The following is a 23,525-nucleotide window of genomic DNA, read 5'->3' as shown; positions in this document are numbered from 1 at the left end:
CGGCTTTTATTTTTGTCTTTTTGGGAATGATTCCTATGATAAAAAGCAGACGGTAAAGAAGCTTACGCTGGAGGAAGCCATTGCTTTGGGAACTCAAAATTCTAAAAATTTAATAATTGACGAAGCAAAAATTCAGGAAGCTACAGCCAATTATCTGGAAGCAAAAAACAACAGATTGCCCAGCCTGAAAGTTTCCGGAAGTGCTTTGGCGCTGGCAAATGCTAAAGTGGATTTGAAGATTTCTCAACCTTCTACGGAAGGTGGGAGACAAACCCCAAAAGCCAATTCTGCCTTTTATGGAAATGTTTCGGCATCGTTACCTCTGTTTACGGGTGGCAGAATAAAATACGGAATTCAATCCGCAGAATATCTCGTCACTGCCGCAAAGTTGAGTACCGAAAATGATCGACTTGCCATAGAATATAATATTGCCCAGGCTTATAATAGTCTGTTTAAAGCAAGTCAGCAGATTAAAGTGCTGGAAGATAATTTAGCTTCTTCTCAAAAAAGAGATTTGTCTTATCAAAAATTAGAAGATAATGGAATTATTGCCAGAAATGATAAGTTGAAAGCCAATTTGAAAACTTCAAATGTCGAGCTGCAACTTTTAGATGCGTATAATAATTACAGCATCGCAACCATCAATATGGATTTATTATTGGGTCTGCCGGAAAATACGGTATTAGAAATTGATGATAATTATATTTCAGATTTAATGGAAAATCAGCCGGCTTCATATTATGTAGAAAAAGCATTTTCACTTCGTACCGATCTGCAGTCGATTGATTATCAACAGAAAGCTTCAGAATTAAATATAAAATCTGCAAAAGCAGAAAATTTACCTACGATAGCTTTAACTGGAGGTTATGTTGCTGCGGAAATTCCTAAAATTTTAACCGTCCTGAATGCTGCAAATATTGGCGTAGGTATTCAATATAATATCGACAATCTTTGGAAGAAAAATTCAAGTCTGATGCGTGCAACCGCCACCGACAAAAGACTTACAGCCACCCGGGAACTATTAACTGATCAAATTAAACTGGAAGTAAACAGAGATTATCAGACCGCGCAGTTTGCAAAGAAGAAGATTTTGGTGTACGAAAAGGCAGCTGATCAGGCAAATGAAAACTTCCGCGTAACAAAAAATAAATACGATAATGGTTTGTCGACAATCACAGAGTTATTGGATGCAGATGCTGCACAAATGACGGCGAACGTAAATGTGGTTAACGCAAAAGCAGACGCAGAACTGGCTTATCGAAAACTCTTACAAAGTTCCGGCATTTTAACCGCAAAATAAACCATAACAATATTAACAGAACAACAATACAATGGATAATACTACAGATCAACCGGAACTTTTTCCTGAAACAAAAAAGAAAAAATCACTTGTCTTTCCTATCATTTTAGCAACGGTATTACTCGTAGGAGGATTTTTTGGGTACCGAATTTATTCCTATGGTTTAACTCATGAAGAAACGGACGATGCACAAATCGCGTCTAATATGAGTCCTGTTATTTCTAAAATTTCAGGCTATGTTGCGGAAGTAAAAGTAACTGACAATCAATTTGTTAAGAAAGGAGATACGCTCATTATTCTTGATAATCGGGATCAGAAAATGCTCTTGGAGCAAGCAATTGCAGCGTTAGGAACAGCAAAAAGCAACGTACAAACTTCGATTGCTTCGACCAGAGCAGCTTCCCAAAATATTAACTCAACCAAGGCTGCAATTGCAACTGCAAATGCACAAATTGAAGCAGCGAAAGTAAATGTGTGGAGAACAACCCAGGATCTCAAAAGATATGCAAACTTGGTGCAGGATCACACCATTACGCAACAGCTATACGAAACTGCGCTTGCTGCAAAACAAACTGCAGACCGACAGCTACAGGTTTTGGTGGATCAGCGAAACCAAGCTTCCCAACAAACGGGAATTGTAAATTCTCAAACAGAAGCCAGTTCCCAACAAATTGGTGTTGCAAATTCTATGGTAAAACAACGGGAAGTTGATGTAGAAAATGCAAAGTTGAATCTTTCCTACACTGTAATTTTAGCGCCGGAGGATGGGAACGTTTCTAAAATTTCTACACAAAAAGGACAGTTTGTTCAGGCCGGAGCTCAGCTTTTCAGTTTGGTTCGGGATAATCAAAAATGGATTATTGCCAATTTCAAGGAAACGCAGCTGTCAAAAATGGTAGAAGGACAAAAAGTAGAAGTAGAAATTGATGCATTTCCGAAAGAAAAATTTGAAGGAAAAGTTACTTCTTTTTCCCCTGCGACAGGATCTACATTTTCTATTTTGCCGCCGGATAATGCAAGTGGAAATTTTGTAAAAGTAGTTCAAAGATTACCAGTTCGAATTGATTTCACCAACCTGAAGCCCGAAATCGCTAAAAAACTGCGCACCGGAATGAATGTAAAAACAACAGTTGTTTTAAATTGATCATTCCAATTTAGCAAGAACATCATTTTCCCAAAATCTTAATACAGACTTAATAAAATGGAACAAGATTCATTAGTTGAATACGGTGCCAGACGCGTTATCATTACCATTACTGCGATTCTCTGTGCTTTGCTGGAGATTGTGGATTCTACTATTGTAAATGTTGCTTTGAATGAGATGAAGGGGAATCTTGGAGCCACGTTATCAGAAGTCGGTTGGGTGATTACAGCCTATGCCATTGGTAATGTGATTATTGTACCAATGACCAGCTGGCTTTCTCAACAGTTTGGCCGTCGAAATTATTTTGCGGCTTCTATTATCATATTTACTATTTTCTCTTTTCTGTGTGGGAATGCCACAAATATCTGGGAACTTGTTTTTTTTAGACTGTGTCAGGGAATCGGTGGTGGAGCATTGCTCGTGACGTCCCAAACGATTATTACAGAATCTTATCCTTTGGCAAAAAGAAGTATGGCGCAGGCGATTTATGGGTTAGGAGTCATTATTGGACCTACTTTGGGACCACCATTAGGCGGATATATTGTTGATAATTTCAGTTGGCCGTATATTTTTTACATTAATATTCCAATCGGAATTGCAGCTACTTTGATGACTCTACAATTTGTAAGAAGTCCAAAATTTGCGGAGAAACGAAAAGCAAGAGATGTAGACTGGTACGGAATTATGCTGCTCGCTGCTTTCGTGGGTTCTCTTCAATATATATTAGAAAAAGGTCATGAAGATGACTGGTTTGACAGCCCCGTAATTGTGTATCTCAGTATTGTCGCTGTGATTGGATTTATTCTTTTTCTGTGGCGGGAACTCAGTTACAAATATCCTGTCGTTGAACTGCGTGTCTTGAAGAATGGCAATCTAAGGCTTGGTACCATCATGTCCTTTATTCTGGGGTTTGGTTTGTATGGGTCAACATTTATTGTTCCGCTTTACACGCAGAGTGTTTTGGGCTGGACTGCCTTAGAATCGGGAGCCTTAATGATTCCCGCAGCCTTAACAACCGCTGTCATGATGCCAATTATTGGGCGTTTGTTAACAAGAGGAGTTAGACAGCAACTCTTGGTTGCTCTGGGATTGTTACTGTTCTTCGCTTACAGTTTTTGGGGATATAAAATTATCACGCCGGATACCGGAAAATCTGATTTCTTCTGGATGCTGATTGTGCGTGGAGCAGGATTAGGATTGCTTTTTATACCAATTACGTCTTTGGCCTTAAGTACACTGAAGGGTCAGGAAATCGGTCAGGGTGCTGCGTTTACAGGAATGATGAGACAGCTCGGTGGTTCCTTTGGAATTGCCGCGATTACCACTTTTATCTCAAATCAAACTTCCATTCACCGGGTTGCATTAACTAGTCATTTAGATGCCAACAGTTTTGATGTTCAGCAAAGATTGAATGGTTTAATTGCCTCTTTCCAGGCGAAAGGGTTTAGTGTCGACCAGGCACACGGCGCAGCTTATAAAATACTGGATCTATCCGTTATGAAACAGGCAACGGTTTTATCCTACATGGATGTTTTCCTGTATCTGGGATTTCTTTTCTTGGTGTGTATTCCTTTTGTTCTTTTGGTAAGAGAAAAGAAAAGCAAAGAACCTATCGATTTGGGAAGTATTCATTAAAATAAACAATTACTTTTCAAAGAAGGCGAGGGAGCTGCCAATCCATATGGCATCTTTTTTATTGAAATCGACATTTGCCATGGCAACCTTGGTCATCCGCGCCAGATTATCCATAAGTAATGGGTCTTCTTCGTCTTCTTTCCAAAGATAGAGCATTCGAATTTCCGATTTCGAAAACTCACCATTCGGGTCTTCAAATAAAGGTTCATAAAAAACTTTACGTTGCATTATGAAATTTTCTTTATCCTCAATTTCATCAATGTCGGCTCGAGTTGGATCTAAGTTAACACCACTTCCTGCAAAAGAGAAAAGTGGTTTCAAGACAAAGTTTTCAAATTTTTCATCTGTCGGGAATTCTGATAGAAAATAACTTTTGGGAATATACGGATGTTCTAATTTTGGAAGAATAAACTTTGAAATCTTAAAGAACCAATTCGGGTGTGTCACCCAGGTTACGTCAACTTCTTCACGAAAATCAAATTCTAATTTTAAATTGGGAATCCGATCCAGTTCATCGAAAATAACACGGTTATAAATCCGGTGAATCGGTATAAGTTTTCCTTTTTTCTCGTAAAATAATTTTTTGCCTTGTTTTTTGACTTTTGTAAAACAGACCGTTTCAATTCCTAAATATTTTTCTGTAAAAGCAAAGTCAATATTTGTTTTTTGCCGCTCGGGATAAATTTCCATCAATACCACATTTTCGGGTTTTTCATCTGCAACGATAACTTCCGTTAAATATTGAATGTATTGATCTTTTGGAAGGGAAGTTCGAAGTTCTTTTAAGAATGGAAAAATCTCTGAAATCACTTCTTCATATTCCTCCTGGAAAGCATATAACGTAGGAAATGCCTGCAATTCAATTAACTGAGGTTCGATTTCACCCGTTGTTTGATTTTTACAAATTCCAAAATCTATGGCTAAAAAGTGTGGTTTATGATAGTCGTTCGGGACACGGCAATGAGCGGGAACTGCCAAATCTAATTCTGCCGCAGACATGTTCTTTATCTGAGAGATGATGCTGTTGCAAGCCTGGTCGAGCTTGTTTTTTAAATCTTTAGTTAAAAAGATAGGACTTTCAGAAATTCTGAACTGCGCTTCTGTCCCTGCTCTTAGGGCAAGTTCATCTTTAACTTTATTATATTTTTCTTCGGAATATTCAGCGTTAAACTGTTTTCTGTATTTTTGAATCATCTTAATTTTTTTTTTGAAAAATAGTCACTGGTTAACATGAACCAGCATTATTGATAAAGTTAAAAACACTTCTGCAAAAACAGTACACTGAAACCATTTAAAAGAGGGTTCTAAACCATCATTAAATTCTTAACAATCTGTTCCGAAGCATGTTGTAAAAAGCGAGGTAAAATTTGAGTCTGCGTTAACACTATTTTATCTGGATCATCCATCCGGTCGACGGTTTCCAGGTATTTTTCAACACCATAATTTTCGATCATGGCATCGCGGTTACTTTCAATTTTTAAATTCTCCAGCATTCCATAAGGGTTTGCTTCCGGGTGAAACTGTGTTCCGAAAATCTCCTCTGAAAACCGTATCGCCATCACCGCTCTTTCCAGTCGAACGTGAGGTCTTACCTTTTCCAAAGCCACCACAGACATTCCCATTTCTTTCAATTTATCGTAATTGGGTTCTATAAACTGATACGCTCTGGAATCTACTGCATAGAAAGGTTCCGGCAAATTCTTCAGCAGAAAATCTTCTTTGCCTTGTCGGGTTTTATGAATAGGCATGACACCAAAGGAATATGATTTTCTTTTACAGATATTGCCCAACCGCCAATGAATACTTGCAAGCTGGAAGGAGTGACAGATCAGAAAAGCGAATTTTTTATTTTCCGCATTCTTGTTATGTTCCCAAATTTGATCCAAAAAATCAGCGTACTTACTTTCCCACGCATAACCTTCTTTGTGAGGATTTCCGGGGCCACCGGATGAAATAAAAATATCAAAATCGGCAATGTTGGGAATTTCTTCTTTATAACGTACGTCAAAGACAGAAATAGTTACGTCTTCCTCAGAATTTTGCTGAAAATGGTGTGCTATTTCTTTTATATTCCGCATACCCTGATTTACATGATTGTTATTCATATCCAGCAGTGCGATCTTAATCTTTTTCATACGTTTAATTTCTGAGGACAAATTTACGGAAATCTCAATTACTCATAGGTGATACCATATTCGGTCTCAGAAATCATATAATCAACCACCGCTTTTAGGTCACCTGTTTCTTCTAATATTCGGAGTTGTCGGTCGGCACCGGTTCCGTTTTTCATAATTTCCCAGGCATATTCTAACTCACTGCGACAATCGAGATCATCAACCACATCATCAATAAATTCCAATAGCTCTTTCAACAAATCAACATAAGGAACGCTAGTTTCTTTTCCAAAATCAATCAGGTGAGCGTGAATTCCGTCTTTAGAAGCACGCCACTTATTTTCATTTAACAGCAATCTTCGGTAGCTTCTAAAACTCATATTCTGCTCATGGAGTTTATAAATTTTTGCAACAAGACTTTGCATAATCGCAGCCAGACAAACGGTTTCGTCTATTCTTAAAGGCATATCGCAAATTCGAAACTCGATTGTAGGGTAGAAGGGATGAACACGCAGATCCCACCAGATTTTCTTTGCATTATCAATGGTTCCGGTCCTGATCATTAGATCGATGTAGGCATCAAATTCTGCAGCACAACTAAAATAACTTGGAATTCCGGTACGCGGAAATTTTGCAAAAACTTCTTGACGGTAGGATTTAAAACCTGTATTTCGACCCACCCAAAAAGGAGAATTTGTGGAAAGTGCATAAATATGGGGCAGAAAATATCGCATCACATTTTGAATTCGTACGCCTTCTTCGCGATTCGGAATCCCAATATGAACATGGAGCCCAAAAATTAAATTTGACCGCGCGGCGTCACCCAAATCACTTATAATTTTATCATAGCGAACATCTTTCGTGATGTGATTGTCTTTCCAGTTCGAAAAAGGATGAGTTCCCCCGCCGGAAACACGCAAATCATTTTCGTGCGCCACCTTGATCAGTCGCTTTCGGAGATCCTCTAATTCCGCTCTAACGCCGGCGATATTTTGACAGATCCCGGTTTCCATCTCAATCACAGATTCATGCATTTCATGTTTTAAGTTTTCATGCAATGTGGCTTTTCCGCCTTCAATGATTTTTGAAACGTGCGACACCAAATCGCGGGTTTCCGCATCGATAATTTGATATTCTTCTTCAACTCCTATGGTAAACTGATGCATTACTTTGTGTTTTTAAATTATGATTTTTCGAATTTCTTTCTAGAAATAACTGACCTACTTAAAGGAATCTTTAACAAATTTTCCCCAAGAAATATTCGGCTTCCCGGGAACATATTCTTTTGCTTTTTCAATGGCAAGTTTCGCAGCATGTTCTACGATCCAAGCGAAATTTTCTTCTCCCACTGCATTGCGATCGGCATCAGGCGCCGGATTACAAAAATCAATGGCGTACGGAATCCCATCTTTTACCGCAAATTCTACGGTGTTGAAGTCGTAACCCAAAGCTTCATTCATTTTAATGGTGTAATCATGAATAATTTTCAGCAGTTTCTCCCGGTCTTTACCTTCAGTTTTATGGGTAGTTTCATATCGTAAGTGAGGAGCATTTCTTGGTTCATATGGCATAATGTGAACATATTTTTTACCCAAACAGTAAACTCTGTAGTAATCCTCGAAAAATATTTCTTCCTGAAGCATCATCACCAACTGTCCTGTTTCTCCTAATTTATTCCACATATCTTCGGCATTTTCTACACGATAAACATTTTTCCAGCCGCCACCGTCGTGCGGTTTCATATATGCAGGAAATCCGATGTAATTAAAAATATAATCCCAGTCATGAGGAAATTTGAGGTTTCTGAAAGAAGTTTCTGTGGTGTTGGTCGGGCGGTCATTTGAAGGCAACAAAACAGTTTTCGGAAGTGGAATTCCTAATTTTGTCATTAAAGCATTATTGAAGAACTTCTCATCTGCACTCCACCAAAAGGGATTATTAATTACATACGTGCCATTCAAAGCAGCGTTTTTTAAATATGCTCTGTAAAAGGGAACGTCCTGAGAAATTCGGTCAATGATCACCGCATAACCGTAATCTACACCTTGCTCCAACTTGTCGATCATTACTGCTTCTGCAACAATTTCTCCTTTTCCCATTTCATTTACTTTATCGATAAATGCCCAGGGAAAGGTATCTTCCATGCCGAATAAAATTCCTACTTTCTTTGCCATAATATTTATTTTTTTAAATTAAAGTGGGTTAAAACTTTTTTATTAGTTCTAAAATTAAGAGAAAAACCGGCCGATGAATTTAGGGAAAACCATTCGCCAGAGAGGCCAGTCGTGATTAATCCATTTTTGTTCATCATACCAATATTTGATTCCTTTCGAGGATAAAATACCAGCCATTTCTTTGGTCTGCTCCAAACAGATATCTTGATCAGAAGTGCTCAAAACGATATGCATGTGTTGATATTTCCAAGCTTCATCATTCACAACAAACTCGCGTGGACAATTAAAATAAACGGTTTCGCTGTTAAAACCCTCCATGAAATTACGGATCGAAAAAGCGCCCGACAGACAAAAAAGATGCGACACCACATCAGGAAATCTAAAAGCAAAATTTGACGCGTGATAACCACCGAAACTTGCTCCGGCTACTGCAACACGGTGAACACCATGCAACTTTTGAATATAAGGTACATATTCCTGAATCAAAAACTGAACATACATTTCGTAGTTCCTAATCCTTTCTGAAGGAGATCTATTTTTATCATAAAAACTATATTCATCAATGGTCGCCACATTATAAAGTTTTACTTTTCCCCCATCAATAAAATGATTAATGCTTTCATTTAATTTAAAATCATGATTCTGTGTATATTGACCCTGAGACGTCGGGAACATGATGATCGGATGTCCGTAATGTCCAGTTACTTCTACTTTTAAAGAAGTTCCTAATATATTTGAATAATAATCGGTGTGCTCAATTCTTGGCATAATAAGGTAAATTAGTTTTCGTTCTGTTTTTAATGGAACTTGTTTTAAGAAGTCGGTTTGGTCTTGGGCGGCATGATACTGATATAATGCTCCCTAATTTTGTTTGCGGTTTCATCTAACAGCTGTTGTATGACTTCCTCATCCGTAGACTTGTAAACAAGACCAATGTGGTAATCCATTGGCAAGATTTTATAGACTTCTTCCCGTTTAAATTCGGCGTAATCCGGCGTTTTATTTTTAGACAGACAAATAATTAAACCTGCAAAAAATTCTGTAGGTTTGGCGACTTTATAATCAGTATTTTTGAGCCAGGCATTTTCGATTCTTGCCCATTCCCGCCATAAATTGGTGCCCGTAGAAGCTTCTACCAAATCAGGGATATGAGCACCTCCAACGCGTGAAGACGTTTCCAGAAAATACCATTTTCCATCTTCTTTACCGCGTATAAACTCAGTGTGGGTTGCGCCGTTTTTTAAGCCGAAACTTTTCATCACTTTATGATTTGCTTGTTCCAATGCCTTAAATTCAGCTGTGGAAAAGCCTAATGTTTTAGACCGAAAAACACCACCTTCATGCGAAACTTCCATAGGCGGCGAAAGATATTGTGAGGCCGAAACAAAAACAATTTCACTGTTGTAAACCAAACTGTCCACATGGAAAACATCGCCAGGTTTAAAACTTTCTAAAAGAAAATGATGTCTTTTATCAACTAAATTATCAATGGCTTTAAAAAGCTCTTCCTTGGATGTTATTTTAATAATTCCAGTAGCAGAAGCTTCAGAACGTGGTTTCAAAACCCAGGGTGGCGAAACTTTATCTGCAAATTCCTCTACGGTTTCATCATTAAAAATTGAGGAGTATTCGGGAACTTCAATTTGTGAATCCTTTGCCATTTGTCGCATGGCCAACTTATCCCGAAAATATCGATGAGTAGTTTGTCCCATTCCGGGAATACGGAAAGTCTCCCGAATTAAAGCGGCTTTTTCAACATCATAATCATCCAGAGCAATGACCACATCAATTTTACACCTTTTCAGCAGATGAGAAAAACCTTGAACCAGATGGTCTAAATCCCAGACAGAAGGCTCTTTTTCTGACATGTAATACACTTCGTCAATTGCATGCCAAGGCCAGTTTTTATCTTTAATTTTCTCCGAAGTAATGAGGATGATTTTATTGCCGAGCTTTTTCATCTCATCCATAAAATCATACCCCTTGTAATAGCAGGAAATACACACAATCGTTTTCTCCTTCATATAATGATTATTAATAATTAGTGAATAATCAAAAAATAAAATAAATTCTTATTAAATTATCAACACTGATTTTTAATAATCATTCAATATATGAAAATCCACTATCAATTATACAGAGAAAATTTCAGATATGCTAATTTTCTTCGGAGAAAGTTTCCAGATAATCCATCAATAATTGAACTCCGTAGCCAGTTGCGCCATAACCTTTCATATAGCGAACACCTCCAAAGGCAACTCCTGCGATATCAAGATGCGCCCATTTAGGATGCCCTTCTATAAACTGCTCCAGAAATTTTCCGGCGATGATACAACCACCGACCGGCTTAGACGATATGTTTTTAAAATCTGCAACATCAGACTTGAAATCTTTTTCCCAAATGTCCCAAAGCGGCAAATTCCACAACCTTTGATTGGTTTTATCAGCAGATTTTTCCAAAGATTTCTTCAGCTCATCACTGTTTGAGAAATAGGCACCACAAGTATCTCCAAAAGTTCTTACGGAGCTGCCGGTTAAGGTTGCCAGATCAATCAATACTTCTGTTTTGTAGTTTTTAGAAAGGTAGGAGAGTCCGTCTGCCAAAGTCATTCTTCCTTCCGCATCCGTATTTAAAACTTCAATTGTTTTCCCATTATAAGCTGTTACAACATCACTTGGAATATACGCCGTATTTGAAACTGCGTTATCGGTAATCGGTAAAATAGCAATAATGTTTACAGGAAGTTTTATTTCTGCCGCGGCAATTAAAGTTCCGATAACCGCTGTTGCACCGCCCATGTCGGATTTCATATAATGAAGGTTTTCTGAACCTTTAATTGAAATTCCGCCGGTATCAAAAAGAACACATTTCCCAACCAAACCAACGGTTTTTGCATTTTGATTTTCAGAATGATATTCTAAAATGGTAAAAGCGGCTTCCTGCGAACTTCCCTGATTTACAGAAAGAAATGCTCCAAGTCCTACTTCCTCAGATTTTTTGCGGTCGAAAACAGTTTGTTTGAAATTATATTTTGTGGAAATTTCATTTAAAAATCCAGAAATATGCGGAACTCTTTTAAAATTTTGAGGTTTGTTCAGCCATTCCATGCAGGCAAATTGTCCTTCGCAAATTGCTTGAGTTTTAATTTCTAATTCCTTTAGATCTTCGTCTGAAAATGAAATCAATTTTAAAGAAAAATTATCATTAAAGAAAGAATGCTCTTCTTTAAAGGGATATTCGTAAGTTCCAAGATATAAACCTTTTACTAAGTTTTCAATTTGATCAGTATTAAAGTTTTCGGTCTTGATAAAAGTACTTTCTACTTTAATTTTTTTTCGAAAGTCATAACTGAATTTTTCCGCAGCTTCCCGAATTTCAAAATTCTTTGGATCCGCTCCTAAACCTATTAAAAAGTGAACTAAACCATCTTGAAGAAGAATAAAAGTTTCGTCTTTTTTTGCGGAAAATAAACCGTCGAAATTATGGCTGAAGTTTGCTTTTTCTTTTTGCCATTGTTCTTCGGTTAAAAAAGTGAATTTTTGATTTGTCTCGATTGATGGACTATTGGTAAGATTAATTGTCATTTTAGATTTGTATGAATTAATTATTTGAATTTATTTAAAATTAAGGTTTTTTAAAGTTCCAGGGAATTTATTTCAGATTTTTTTAAATAAAAAAAGCCGGAAGAGTAGTTCTCCCGACTTTGACCGAAGTCGATATTTAAATCAAATTTATTTTTTGATTACTTTATGGCTGGAAGTTTTTCCGTCTTGAGTAATCTTCATTATATAAATTCCGGTTGGTAAACTTTGAACATTGACAGCGTTTTCAGATTGGTTGCCATCTTTAACAATTTTTCCATCGATGGAGATCAATTGATAATTATAGTCACCTTTTGCATTAATATTCAAAATATCTTTCACTGGATTTGGATAAACATTAACTGTGTCTGCACTCGTGTTTACTAACGCTGTCACTGTTCCTGCAGCTTTAATGTTTAAGGTGTAATCTTCGACCTGTCCATAAGAGAAAGTTTCGCAAGCTGTTGGTATTCCATTGTATTTCATGGAAACTCTCATTCTGGTATTTCCTGAAAGTGCAGATGCCGGAATTGTGATTGATCCAGAAACCGGATTTGTTTTAGAAGCAGCTTTTGTGAAAACAGTTTCGCCCGCATCAGAGAAATCTCCATCTTGATTATAATCAATGAAAACGGCGTAACCTTCATTATAGGAAGTGGAAGTCCATTTTGGAGTAATGGTAATCGTGTAAGCAGTTCCTTTATTTACATTAGCAATTTGAGTGGTGAAGTTTTCGTAACCCGCCGTTCCTGTAGAAGTATTATTAAAATTGAGCTTTACTAATCATTTTACGTGTATTGTTGAAATAATTATAATCTTATTTTTAATAATTATTCAAACAAACATTTAATTAGAAATAAGATCCAAAAATTGCTGCTCATCAAGAATTTCACTCGTTCCAATGTCTTGGGCTTTCTTTAGTTTGCTTCCGGCCTTTTCACCAACCACTAAATAATTGAGGTTTTTAGAAACTGCAGAAATATTTTTTCCACCATGTTTTTCGACCATTTCTTCGGCGGCTTCCCTTGTAAAAAGAGAAAGTTTTCCGGTAAAGAGAAAAGTCTTATCTTCTAAAACAGTGCTTATAACTTCATTCGTATTTTCTCCTTTTTCCAGTTGAACTCCGTAAGATTTCAAACGTTCAATCATCAATAAGTTTTCTGGATCTTTAAAGAAATTGACAATACTTTCAGCGATTTTTCCACCGATGTCTTCAACCTGAATTAATTCTTCGGCAGTAGCATTTTTCAAATCATCAATCGAGTTGAAATTTTTCGCTAATTTTTTAGCAACCGTTTCTCCAACGTGCTTTATGCCAATTCCAAACAATACTTTTTCGAAGGGAATTTGTTTTGATTTTTCAACACCATCGATAATATTCTGTGCAGATTTTTCTGCCATTCTTTCTAATGGAAGGATTTGCTCTTTTGTTAAAGTATAGAAATCTGCAGGATTTTCAATCAATTTTTCACGATATAACTGTTCAATCGTTTCAGCGCCTAAACCTTCGATGTCCAGGGCTTTTCTGGAAACATAATGAATCATTCGTCCTACAACCTGCGGCGGACAATGCAAATCGTTCGGACAAAAATGAATCGCCTGATCTTCAATTCTGACTAATTCAGTTCCGCATTCCGGACAGTTCGTGATGTATTCAATTTCCTTAGAATCGGATTTTCTTTTCTCTTCATTAATGCCAACAATCTTTGGAATAATCTCACCACCTTTTTCTACATATACAAAATCATGTTCGTGCAAACCGAGTTTTTTAATGATGTCTTCATTGTGTAAACTTGCTCTTTTAACGATTGTTCCGGCAAGTAAAACAGGTTTTAAATTAGCAACAGGCGTAATCGCTCCCGTTCTACCAACCTGATAAGTGACGGTTAATAATTCGGTTTCTACCTTTTCGGCTTTGAATTTATACGCCATTGCCCAACGCGGAGACTTCGCCGTATAACCTAATTGCGCTTGTTGCTTAATAGAATTTACTTTTAAAACAATTCCATCGATTTCAAAAGGAAGTTCATGTCGATGCTCGTCCCAGTAAGTAATAAAGGCTTTTATCTCGTCTAAATTTTTACATAATTTTGCCTGATCCGAAACTTTGAAACCCCATTTTCTGGAATTCTGCAACAATTCCCAATGTGTTTCTGCCGGAATTTCAGAAGAAATAAATTGATATAGTACGGCTGAAAGTCCACGTTTTCGAACTTCCGCTGAATCCTGCATTTTCAAACTTCCTGAAGCCGTATTTCTTGGATTCATGAACAAGTCCAATCCTTCTTCTTCACGTCTTGCATTTATTTTGTCAAAGTTTTTTCGGGTTAAATAAATTTCACCGCGCATAAAAAACTGAGTCGGGAAATCACCTTTTAAGGTTAAAGGAATATCTGAAATCGTTTTTACATTCGCTGTGATTTCGTCGCCTTGAAAACCATCACCACGAGTTACGGCTTGTCTCAGTTTTCCGCTTTCGTAAAAAATAGAAATGGAAGCGCCATCGTATTTTAGTTCGGCGACAAATTCGACAGGTTCATTAATGGTTTTGATAATTCTTTTTTCCCAGTCTTCCAAATCATCGAAATCGTAAGAATTATCCAGAGAATACATTCTGAATTGATGTTGAATGGTCGGAAAGTTTTTAGTGATTTCGCCTCCAACGCGCAAAGTGGGAGAGTTAGCATCATAAAATTCAGGATGATTTTTTTCGAGTTCCTGCAATTCCTTTAATTTCAAATCAAATTCAAAATCAGAAATCTTGGCTTCGTCTAAAATGTAGTAATTATAATTATGCTGATGAAGTTCTGTACGAAGTTCTTCTATTTTTTGCTGGATGTTTTCGGGCATCGTTTTGAAGGGTTTGTACAAAAATACTAAATCATTCAGTAATTGGCTGATTTTTTTTGAAAGTGAAAACGCACTAAACTTTAATTGTAACATTCCTTCAAAAGTGTAAAAAACTATAAGGAATTTAGATTTTAATACACTGATTTTATCCATTCATTTTGTCTTCTTCTAAAAAAATCACCTTCCGTGTTTCTATAAAAAACTATTGTTTTTATAACGAGTCGCGCCCCGGATAGCAATGGAAATCCTTTTTTTTGGAGGGTCAAGCAACGGAAAAAAAAGATTGTAATGAATAGCCGGAAATGTGCGCCCGAAAAAACTACTTCAAAACCGTAGATTTTTTGTTACTTTTATTATATAAATCTCAGACGATGAATAAAAAAGATGTCTTATTAATTGCGGCCGCTTCGGTTGTTGCCGCAGCGACTGGCTTTGCTACCCATGCCGGACTCAATGCTGTTTTATTATTTGTTTTGGCAGCAGTTTCGTTGGTTTTGGTGGCCATGATCGTAGGAAAAGCCACGGAACAGTTGGGAAGTAGGATGGGACCGGCAGCAACGGGGGTTTTACAATCGGCTTTAGGAAATTTGCCCGAACTTTTTGTGTGTATTTTCGCATTAAGAGCAGGTTTGGATATGGTGGTAAAAGCGGCTCTGGTCGGATCGATTTTGGGAAATTCTGTTTTGGTTTTTGGAATGGCTATTTTATTCGGTGGCTTAAAAAATGGAAGACAATATTTTCATTCCGAACCTCCGAAGATGAATGCAGTTTTGATGATTTTAGCGGTTGCCGCCATGGCAGTTCCTACCTTGACATTTTATCTTCATACGCCTGCGGAAAGCCATTTAAATAAATTAGATATTATTGTTGCTGTTGTTTTACTTATTGTTTTTGGCGCGTATTTGACCTTCTCTATCAAAGGAGACAAAGCAATTATACCCGATAAAAACGGAGAAACTGAAGAAGCGACCTGGTCGTTACCGACGACGCTTATTATTTTGGCAGCGTCGGGGGTGGGCGCCGCTTTTGTTTCAGATTGGTTTGTGCAGGCTTTAAAACCCGCGATGGATTCTTTGGGTATTAACGATGTTTTCGCAGGTTTAATTGTGGTTGCAATTGCGGGAAATGCAATAGAAAATCTGGTAGGAATTCAGTTGGCGCTCAAAAATAAAGCAGATTATGCGGTGAGTGTTATTATGAATTCTTCTTTGCAGATCGCTTTGGTCATTTATCCGCTGTTAATCCTTCTATCCTTCTTTTTAGGCGGTGCTATTTTATCATTTGTATTGAGTCCGCTTTTATTAGCAGCTTTGGCGCTTGCCGTATTAACCAGTGCTTTCATCGTTTTTGATGGGGAAAGTATCTGGCTTGAAGGTGTTGCTTTAATTGGATTGTATATTATTATCGCGACGGCTTTTTGGTGGGGCTAAGAAAGACTTGAAGGACAAAAGTTAAACTGTTGTTACTTTTGATTTTTGGTCAAATACAAGGATCACATCCACGGCTGCAACTTTGATTTTTTCACTTTAACATTGCGTAATAATATCTTATTGTTTAAAAAAATGATCCATCTTCAACTACAAGAAGCTATAGTTCTTGCTTCCATAAAAAAAACTTAATGTTGAGAATATCAACATTAAGTTTTTAAGAGATTGGAAACTTTAAATTTATGTAAAAGTCAAATTAATGATTTAACATTTCTTCAATTTTTTTAGTCAGTTTTTCCGCGTTTGGAAGCATTTCTTTTTCCAACACTAAATTGATTGGAACTGCCGGTAAATTCAGTGAACCCATGGCTTCAACAGGAGCATCTAAATATCGGAAACATTCCTTAGATATTCGGTGTGCGAAAGCTTCTGCAAAAGAGTTTTGAATTTGCTCTTCCGTTAAAACCAAACATTTTCCGTGGAGTTTTGTACGTTCAAAAACTAACTTTTCATCCAAAGGAATTAAAGTTCTCAAATCGATAATTTCAACTCGACCTTCGAAATTCTTAGCGGCTTCTTTTGCCCAATAAACACCCATTCCATAAGTGACTATGAGCATTGTTCTGCCTTTTTCAGTTTCAGCTTGATCAGCTTCTAAAAGGATATTTCCTTTCCCAAAAGGAAGGATATAATCTTCTGCGGGCTCAATAGTTTTTGCATCTTCGGTTCCCGGAACTTTGCTCCAGTATAATCCTTTATGCTCCAACATAACGACTGGATTTGGATCGTAATAAGCAGCTTTTAGTAAACCTTTAAAATCGGCAGCATTGCTTGGATAAGCTACTTTAATTCCTTTAATATTGGCCAGAATACTTTCTACACTTCCGCTGTGATAAGGTCCGCCACCACCATAAGCACCAATCGGAACCCGGATAATGTTACTCACCGGAAATTTACCGTTGCTCAGATAACAGGATTTTGAGATCTCTGTAATCAATTGATTGATCCCTGGATAAATATAATCAGCAAACTGCACTTCTACAATAGGTTTTAAACCAACTGCACTCATACCAACGGTTGAACCTATGATATAAGCTTCCTGAATAGGCGTATTGAAAACCCTTTTGTTCCCAAATTTTTTGCCTAAAGTGACAGTTTCGCGAAAAACTCCCCCAATTCTTTCACCAACATCCTGTCCGTAAAGCAATGCTTCCGGATGTTTCCACATGATTTCCTGAATCGCGTGAATCGCGGCATCAACCATTACAATTTTCTCCTGACCTTTCGGTTCTCTTTCACCCACTTCTTCTGTAATAGAAGTAGGAGCGAACACATGATCTTCTACGGATTGTGGTTTTGGATCTTCGGCGGCAATTGCTCTCTGGAAAGCTTGTTCAACTTCTAATCTTGCTTTCTTTTCTATTTGTTTTAAAAGATCTTCGTCGGTACCTTCTTCTAAGAGTCTTTTTCGAAGAATATTGCCCGGATCTTTTGCGCGGTGTTTTACCAAATCATCTTCATCACGGTAGAATTCTCGTCGAACTCCGGAAGTGTGATGCCCAATCAAGACGGTACTTGCACAAACCAACATTGGTTTTCTTTCTGTTCTTACGAAATCAACGGCTTTCTTCATGGCTTGGAAACTGGCTTCGAAATCAGTTCCATCCACTTTCATTCGGTTAAGACCGACAAATCCTGCGGCGAAATCATATGCATCTGAAGTTCTTGCTTCTTCTTTAGTTACAGAAATTCCCCATCCATTATCCTGAACTAAGAATATAATCGGTAACTGATGAAGTGCTGCAAACTGAAATGCTTCCGAAACTTCACCTTCTGTGATGGAGTTATCTCCAAAACTACAAACTACCACAGGATTATTTTCGTATTCTTTTAAGTTAAATTCCTGAATGTATTTGATTCCCTGCGCAACTCCCGTCGTAGGAATAGCCTGCATTCCAGTCGCAGAACTTTGGTGAATTATTTTAGGTAAACTTTCTTCCCGACTTGATGAATGCGAATAATATGAACGTCCGCCCGAAAAAGGATCTTCTGCTTTTGCCAGTAACTGAAGCATTAATTGATAAGGCTCGAAACCTATTCCTAATAATAAACTTTCGTCACGATAATATGGGGAAACCCAATCTTCTTTTGTTAATTGATAAGCAGTTGCTAACTGTATGGCTTCGTGACCCCGAGAAGTAGAGTGCACATATTTGCAAATATTTCGGTTTTCTTCATAAACATCGGCTGTTGCTTTGGCAATCATCATGTGATTGAACGCTTTCAGCAATATCTCCTGTGAAACGGTTTTTTTTGTATCAATTTCCATATCGAACAAAGATAAAACATTTATTCATTTTTAGAAATTTTTAAAGGATTCTGACCCATTTTATGTCTTTAGATATTTTCATTTTTTGAAAATAGCAACTTTTTTTTAAAGAAATTTTAGCCTAATTTTACCAAAATTCTTCATATTCATGTATCTTATTTTTGACACAGAAACTACCGGTTTACCTAAAAATTTCAATGCTCCCATCACCGACTCCGATAACTGGCCCCGAATGGTTCAGATCGCGTGGCAACTTCATGACAGAGAAGGTAATCTAATTGAGAATCAGGATTATATCATTAAGCCGGAGGGTTATGATATTCCCTTTTCTTCCCAAAGGATCCACGGTATTTCAACAAAAATGGCCACCGAAGAAGGTCGTGATCTGAATGAAGTTTTATTGGAATTCAGAGAAGCTATGCAGAAAGCGGAAGTGGTGGTTGGCCACAATATTATTTTTGATTATAATATTGTAGGAGCCGAGTTTTTCCGTAAACAAATTGACAATAATTTACAGGAAATCCCTTTTGCTGATACCATGAAACTGGGAACCGATTTTTGTCAGTTAGGTGGTGGAAAAAGCGGAAAATATAAATCTCCGAAACTCACCGAGCTTTACGAAAAGTTATACGACGAAGAATTTGATGAAGCGCATAATGCTGCAGCCGATGTAAATGCAACGGCACAGGTCTTCTTTGAAATGATGCGGATCGGAATTGTACCCGCTGAGGAGGTGAAGCTTGAGACTCAGGAATTACAGCAGTATATCAACAATCATCCGAGTCCGATAAAACCATTTCCCATCGTCATTCGAAGACAGGTTGCGGATTCGAAAAAGAAAAAGAAAACATCTTTTAATAATACGGATGAAATTGAAATAGGAAGTTATTTTAATTTTCATAATCACAGTATTTATTCGTCACTTCAGGCATCCTCAAATATTAATGATTTAATTAAACGGGCTCTAGAAAATAATTTTCCAGCTGTTGGTATTGTGGATTTGGGAAATATGATGGGTGCTTTTAAATTCATTTCTGAAGTTGAAAAAACCAATGGAACGATTAAGAAAAACCATCAGGAATATTTAGAGCGGAAACAGAAAGCGGAAGAAGACGCACTTCCATTTAACGAAACTGAACCGAGAAAAGAACCCTTAATTCCTATTATTGGATGTGAATTTTATCTTTCCGACCGCCCAGAGCAGAAACAGTTTACGAAAGATGATCCCGACCGAAGAACAAATATCGTTCTTTTGGCAAAGAATTTCAATGGCTATAAAAATTTGGCAAAACTCTCGAGTTTAGGATATATCAATGGTTTTTATTTTGGAGTTCCGCGAATCTCAAAAAAGATGATCGCCGAGTTGAAAGAGGATCTTATTGCTGTAACTGCAGGAACAATAGGAGACATTCCCAATACAATTTTAGAATTTGGAGAACAAAAAGGAGAAGAGGTTTTTCAATGGTGGAAAAACACCTTCGGCGAGGATTTTTATGTACAGTTGCAAAACCATGAAATTGAAGAAGAACATTATTTGAATGATGTTTTATTGACTTTCGCAGAAAAATATGAAGTCAAAATTTTAGCACAAAATGAGACTTTTTACACCGAAAAATCAGAAGCGCACATTCAGGATATTTTATACTGTATTAAGGATGGAGAAAAATTATCTTCGCCTGTAGGAAAAGGTTTTGGTAAAAGACGAGGATTGCCTTCACACGAATTTTACATTAAAAATACGGAGGAACTCAAACAAAGTTTCCGTGAATTCCCCGATGCTTTTGAAGCGTATGACGAGTTGGTGAAAAAGTTTGAACCTTACACATTGAAGCGTGATGTTCTGCTTCCTGAATTTGGTATTCCTGACGAATTCCTAAGTGAAGAAGATAAATTAGACGGCGGAAAAAGAGGAGAGAACGCTTATTTGAGGCATTTAACCTACGAAGGTGCCAACAAAAGGTATGAGGAAATCACCGACGAAATAAGAGAAAGATTAGACTTTGAGTTAGAAGTTATCGCCAAAACCGGTTATCCCGGATACTTTTTGATTGTACAGGATTTCTGTAATGAAGCCAGAAAAATGGGTGTTTGGGTTGGTCCCGGTCGTGGTTCGGCCGCGGGTTCTGCGGTGGCATATTGTACGGGAATTACCAATGTTGATCCTATAAAATATGATTTGCTATTTGAGCGTTTTCTAAACCCGGAAAGGATTTCAATGCCCGATATCGATATTGATTTTGATGATGAAGGTCGCGATAAAATCATTAAATGGGTGGTTGAGAAATACGGTAAAACAAATGTTGCTCAAATTATCACCTATTCCGTTTTAGGAGGAAAATCTGCGATCAAAGATGCCGGAAGAGTTTTGGACTATCCAATTTTCGAGACCAATAATATTGCAAAATTAATCCCACCTTCTCCAGGAATGAATATTGCGAAAGCTTTTGCAAAATTCGATAAACTTGCCCCGGAAGATAAAGCGTTGGCGCAGGAAATGAAAGATATCCTGGCAAACCCAAAAGATGAGCGTTACCAAGTTCTGTCTGCTGCTCAAAAAATGGAAGGTTGCATTCGAAATACTGGTATCCACGCTTGTGGAGTAATTATAACGCCCGAAGATATTTCTAATCTGGTGCCGATTACGATTGCATCTAAAGACGCAGATATTTTGGTATCGCAGTTTGACAACTCGGTGGCTGAAAGTGCAGGATTGTTGAAAATGGATTTCTTAGGATTGCGGACTTTGACCATAATCAAACACGCAATCAAACTTATCAAAGAAAAACACGGCATCGAGATCGATCCGGATACCATTCCCTTAGATGATGCTAAAACCTATCAGCTTTTTAAAGAAGGTCGCACTGTTGGGATTTTTCAGTATGAAAGTCCCGGAATGCAGAAATATATGCGTGAACTTAAACCAACGGAGTTTGCTGACTTGATTGCGATGAACGCTTTGTATCGACCTGGACCGATTAAATACATCCCACTATTTATCAATCGAAAAAATGGGGTAGAAGAAACGGTTTACGATTTAGAAGAAACCGAAGAGTATTTAAGTGAAACCTATGGAATTACCGTCTATCAGGAGCAGGTAATGCTTTTATCTCAGAAATTAGCCAACTTTACAAAAGGGGAAGCTGATACTTTGCGTAAAGCAATGGGTAAAAAACAAAGGGACGTACTGGATAAAATGTATCCTAAATTTATCGAAGGTGGAAAAAGCAATAACCTCGACGAAACCAAACTCAATAAAATTTGGAAAGACTGGGAAGCTTTTGCTGAATATGCATTTAACAAATCGCACTCCACGTGTTATGCTTTAATTGCCTATCAAACAGCCTATTTAAAAGCGAATTATCCCGCGGAATATATGGCGAGCGTGATGTCTAATAACATTAATAATACGAAGCAGATCACTTTATTTATGGAGGATTGTAAAAGTATTGGTGTTGACGTTTTGGGGCCAGATGTTAATGAATCGCAGTATGCTTTTGCAGTGAATGAGAAGGGGCAAATACGTTTTGGTTTAGGTGCAATTAAAGGGATTGGCGAAGGTCCGAGTGAGGCAATTGTGGAGACCAGAAAAAATGGACGTTTCAAGAATATCTATGATTTTTTCGAAAGGATTCCGACCTCACAAATGAACAAGCGAGTAGCGGAAAGTTTAGTCGTTGCAGGCGCCTTCGATGAAGTTGATGTTTATCACCGGGCGCAGTATTTCGATATTGATTCCTCTGGAAAAACAAACATTGAAAGGTTACTTCGATATGGTAACAGTTTTCAGGACAGCAAGAATGAGATTGAAAATTCTCTGTTTGCAGATTTTGCGGAGGAAGTTAAAATTGAACAGCCCAAAATTAATCCTGCACCCGAATGGCAAAGCATGCACAAACTTAATAAAGAAAAAGAAATTATTGGCTTCTATCTCTCTGCCCATCCTCTGGATGAATATAAATATCAGTTCCAGTTTTTACAGGGAGCTTTGAGCAAAAAAGAAATTTTGGAAAGCAAGAAGGAAGAACCGTTGGAACTGGAGAAAGTGATTTTACCAATCGAAGTTTCCGAAGTGGAAGACGCTGATGATGATCTGGTTGATCTGCCGCCTGAAATTTTAGAAGGTGATGATGACGTTATGATTGAAGAACCTGCTAAAATAGTGGAACCAAGAGGAAGTTTTAATTTCTTGAATCTAGACGAGATTGAAGATTATAAGAATAACGTTTTTGCCAATCAACAACCCGATTTATTCAATAATGATAAATTATCCTGGAAAGAAAAACAGGCCTTAAAAAATAACACACCCGAATACATGGTCGCTGGTTTGGTAACAGAATACACCATTAAAGACGGTAAAAATAGTGGTGAAAAGGTGGCGTTTTTGATGTTGGAAGATTATAGTGGAAGTTATTCTTTCCGTTTAGGCGACCGCGATTATATGAAATTCAGAGATAAAATTGATGTTCAGCGATTCGTTATCTTTAAAATTAAATTCTCTCAATCCAATGATGGACGGGTTTTCGTAAATGTGTCGGAAGTTATTGATCTTAAAGAAGCTTTTGAAAAATTTGCAAAGAAGATGACCGTAGTTGTGGATATTGATCATTTGCGAAAAGAAGATATCGATTTCTTAAGAAATCAGTTTGATGAACATAAGGGGGACCAGAAACTTAATTTTTACATTAAAAATCCCGCAGATGAGAGTCAACTGGAGGTGATGAGTATGCAGACGATGATTCAGGTGAATGGTGAATTAATCGAGATATTTAATGAGATGCAACGTTATGATATATTTCTGAACTAATGTCCTTTTCTAAAAATCAGCCTTAAAAAAGAGGTTGATCTATTAGATATATTAATAAGAAATAATTAAATTAACTTGTGTACGTTAAGTGTAAATCTCTAATATTTTTCATGATAAGGGGTTGTTATTTACGAATTTCCTATCTTTTCTAGGTTAATGGTGAAAA

Annotated in this window: 15 protein-coding genes; 5 read left to right on the top strand and 10 right to left on the bottom strand. The window is 37.3% G+C overall.

What is annotated here, in order from left to right; translation table 11 throughout:
• Nucleotides 1-85 precede the first annotated feature (85 nt).
• The 3 genes from EIB73_RS02815 to EIB73_RS02805 are packed head-to-tail and all read left to right on the top strand — an operon-like array spanning nt 86 to nt 4,079.
• The gene (locus EIB73_RS02815; protein ID WP_262706713.1) at nt 86-1,300 is read left to right on the top strand and encodes a TolC family protein; all 1,215 of its coding nucleotides are present in this window, start codon (nt 86-88) and stop codon (nt 1,298-1,300) included.
• Between the two features lie 31 nt (nt 1,301-1,331).
• Entirely contained in the window at nt 1,332-2,444 is a 1,113-nt protein-coding gene (locus tag EIB73_RS02810) for an HlyD family secretion protein (RefSeq protein ID WP_125022429.1), read from the top strand.
• A gap of 57 nt (nt 2,445-2,501) precedes the next feature.
• Entirely contained in the window at nt 2,502-4,079 is a 1,578-nt protein-coding gene (locus tag EIB73_RS02805) for a DHA2 family efflux MFS transporter permease subunit (protein ID WP_125022427.1), read from the top strand.
• A gap of 9 nt (nt 4,080-4,088) precedes the next feature.
• Here EIB73_RS02805 and EIB73_RS02800 read toward each other — a convergent pair whose 3' ends face one another.
• From EIB73_RS02800 to ligA, 9 genes are all read right to left on the bottom strand, one after another.
• Nucleotides 4,089-5,273, bottom strand: coding sequence for a hypothetical protein (locus EIB73_RS02800; protein ID WP_125022425.1), 1,185 nt, complete (start codon nt 5,271-5,273; stop codon nt 4,089-4,091).
• A 110-nt stretch (nt 5,274-5,383) separates the two neighbouring features.
• On the bottom strand, nt 5,384-6,214 hold the full coding sequence (locus EIB73_RS02795; protein WP_125022423.1) for a type 1 glutamine amidotransferase: 831 nt from the start codon (nt 6,212-6,214) through the stop codon (nt 5,384-5,386).
• 38 nt (nt 6,215-6,252) lie between these two features.
• The gene (locus EIB73_RS02790; RefSeq protein ID WP_125022421.1) at nt 6,253-7,359 is read right to left on the bottom strand and encodes a carboxylate-amine ligase; all 1,107 of its coding nucleotides are present in this window, start codon (nt 7,357-7,359) and stop codon (nt 6,253-6,255) included.
• A 54-nt stretch (nt 7,360-7,413) separates the two neighbouring features.
• On the bottom strand, nt 7,414-8,367 hold the full coding sequence (locus EIB73_RS02785; protein ID WP_125022419.1) for an ATP-grasp domain-containing protein: 954 nt from the start codon (nt 8,365-8,367) through the stop codon (nt 7,414-7,416).
• Between the two features lie 54 nt (nt 8,368-8,421).
• Nucleotides 8,422-9,135: an alpha/beta hydrolase-fold protein gene (locus tag EIB73_RS02780; RefSeq protein ID WP_125022417.1), complete on the bottom strand. Its 714-nt coding sequence runs from the start codon at nt 9,133-9,135 to the stop codon at nt 8,422-8,424.
• A gap of 44 nt (nt 9,136-9,179) precedes the next feature.
• Nucleotides 9,180-10,391 carry an ATP-grasp domain-containing protein gene (locus EIB73_RS02775; RefSeq protein WP_125022415.1) on the bottom strand — a complete coding sequence of 404 codons (1,212 nt, stop codon included), beginning with the start codon at nt 10,389-10,391 and terminating at the stop codon, nt 9,180-9,182.
• Between the two features lie 133 nt (nt 10,392-10,524).
• Nucleotides 10,525-11,952 (bottom strand): leucyl aminopeptidase family protein, encoded by a 1,428-nt coding sequence (locus EIB73_RS02770; protein WP_125022413.1) that lies wholly within the window; start codon nt 11,950-11,952, stop codon nt 10,525-10,527.
• A gap of 147 nt (nt 11,953-12,099) precedes the next feature.
• A complete protein-coding gene (locus tag EIB73_RS02765; RefSeq protein ID WP_228411304.1) occupies nt 12,100-12,576 on the bottom strand; it encodes a GEVED domain-containing protein in 477 nt (158 codons plus the stop codon).
• A 219-nt stretch (nt 12,577-12,795) separates the two neighbouring features.
• Nucleotides 12,796-14,799 (bottom strand): NAD-dependent DNA ligase LigA, encoded by a 2,004-nt coding sequence (ligA, locus tag EIB73_RS02760; protein WP_125026052.1) that lies wholly within the window; start codon nt 14,797-14,799, stop codon nt 12,796-12,798.
• Nucleotides 14,800-15,170: 371 nt separating this feature from the next.
• On the opposite strand from ligA, the gene cax reads away from it, so the two are divergent.
• On the top strand, nt 15,171-16,229 hold the full coding sequence (gene cax / locus EIB73_RS02755; protein WP_125022409.1) for a calcium/proton exchanger: 1,059 nt from the start codon (nt 15,171-15,173) through the stop codon (nt 16,227-16,229).
• 253 nt (nt 16,230-16,482) lie between these two features.
• On the opposite strand, the gene EIB73_RS02750 is transcribed toward cax, so the two are convergent.
• Nucleotides 16,483-18,555, bottom strand: coding sequence for an alpha-ketoacid dehydrogenase subunit alpha/beta (locus EIB73_RS02750; protein ID WP_125022407.1), 2,073 nt, complete (start codon nt 18,553-18,555; stop codon nt 16,483-16,485).
• Between the two features lie 148 nt (nt 18,556-18,703).
• Between EIB73_RS02750 and dnaE the strand changes: the two genes are divergently transcribed.
• Nucleotides 18,704-23,359, top strand: coding sequence for a DNA polymerase III subunit alpha (gene dnaE / locus EIB73_RS02745; RefSeq protein WP_125022405.1), 4,656 nt, complete (start codon nt 18,704-18,706; stop codon nt 23,357-23,359).
• Nucleotides 23,360-23,525: the final 166 nt, after the last annotated feature.

Origin of the sequence: Kaistella carnis (assembly GCF_003860585.1) — a bacterium.
GTDB classification, from domain to species: Bacteria; Bacteroidota; Bacteroidia; order Flavobacteriales; family Weeksellaceae; genus Kaistella; species Kaistella carnis.
The sequence above is the reverse complement of the archived record's forward strand: the minus strand, read 5'-3'. Positions and strand labels throughout refer to the sequence as shown.